The sequence below is a fragment of the Acidiplasma aeolicum genome (assembly GCF_001402945.1).
Classification (GTDB): Archaea; Thermoplasmatota; Thermoplasmata; order Thermoplasmatales; family Thermoplasmataceae; genus Acidiplasma; species Acidiplasma aeolicum.
Genome location: NZ_LKBG01000128.1, coordinates 1 through 1,409, shown reverse-complemented (window position 1 = coordinate 1,409; position 1,409 = coordinate 1). Strand labels below are relative to the sequence as shown.

The 1,409-nt window shown below is 31.0% G+C and carries 1 protein-coding gene and 1 pseudogene; both read left to right on the top strand.

The window, feature by feature from the left end; all coding sequences use genetic code 11:
• On the top strand, positions 1-1,160 hold a 1,160-nt coding region (locus tag AOG54_RS03550; RefSeq protein ID WP_055032427.1), incomplete at its 5' end, for a zinc ribbon domain-containing protein.
• A pseudogene (locus AOG54_RS03545) lies at positions 1,126-1,409 on the top strand (APC family permease); the annotation flags it as partial. The gene AOG54_RS03550 and the pseudogene AOG54_RS03545, both read left to right, overlap by 35 nt.

Genomic DNA, 1,409 nt, shown 5'->3' with positions numbered 1-1,409 from the left:
CAAAATCCAATAATAATGAATTACCATCCCCTATTGTTTTAAGAAAATCATTAAAAAATTATTATGACAACAATATAATTTATGCAAAGCACCATATCAATCCTGCATGCAGGAATGCAATAGCAATATTAAGGTCATACAAAAAGAATAATAATGGGAAATTAAAAATTATTAAGGCTAAAAGACTGGCTATGAGGATAGATTCTGAATTAATAAGAATAGATAATAATAAACTAAGGATAACAATAAGGCCAAATGAGTATGAATATATTGATATTGTTGATAAAAATAGGAAATACAATGAATATTCCAAATATAAAATATCAGAGGTATTATTAACAGATAATAAGGTATGCATTACATTTATAATAGGAAGTTTAAACAAACCCTTAATAAATAATAATATAATAGGGTTTGATTTAAATTTTAAAACAATTGATTATACAATTATAAAGGACAATGAAATAGTTGAAACAAATACAATAGATACATCTGATATAGCAAAGACTCAAAGAGACTATGCAAGGAAGAGAACAAAGATACAGAGGCATATTAAGAATCCTGAAAAAAGGAATAGGAAATTAAAGGAATCAAGGCACAGGCAGAGAAATATAATAAGGGATAAATTACAGAAATTAACAACCAAAATTGTCAATGATAACAGTGATAAGACCTTTGTATTCGAGGATTTAACGAATATAAAAAAACAGGGAAGAAAAAATAAGAATAATAGGAATAATAAAAATAATAATGAGGACAGTAAGGCAAGCAATAAAAACAATAAATCAAAAAGGTTCAGAACAGATATAAATACATGGCCATACAGATTGTTTCAAAGATTTATAGATTATAAATCAAAAAATAAAACATTATATGTAAATCCAGAGGGGACTTCCTCTGAATGTCCTGTATGTGGTGAAAAATTAAAGCACCCAATCTGGAAAATATCAGAATGCAGTAACTGTGGTGTAAACTTTAACAGGAATAGGTTATCATCATTATCTATTTCTGTCAGGGGATTATACCTCTGCGGTACCCCGTTTACCGTGAGTGGCAGTTCCTCTTGGTATTCTATGAGGAATAATTACCTGTACCATCCAGATCATGTAATTATTGAGGATTCCAATGACTGCAAGAAGTATGTGCATAACAATGCATAATATTTCAGGAACGGATATTGGATTGATAGGTTTAATTGGCATAGGTGTTGGTGGTATTATAGGCTCGGGTATTTTTGCGCTTCCTGCAATTTTGGGTGCTGGCATTATTATTATGATTCTTGGCCTGATTTATGCAGAACTTGGGTCAACATATACAATGACCGGTGGTCCATACTCCCTTCCAAGAAAGGCCTTGGGCAATGATACAGGCTTTGTGCTTGGCTGGGGGTATTTTATATATGCATTCAC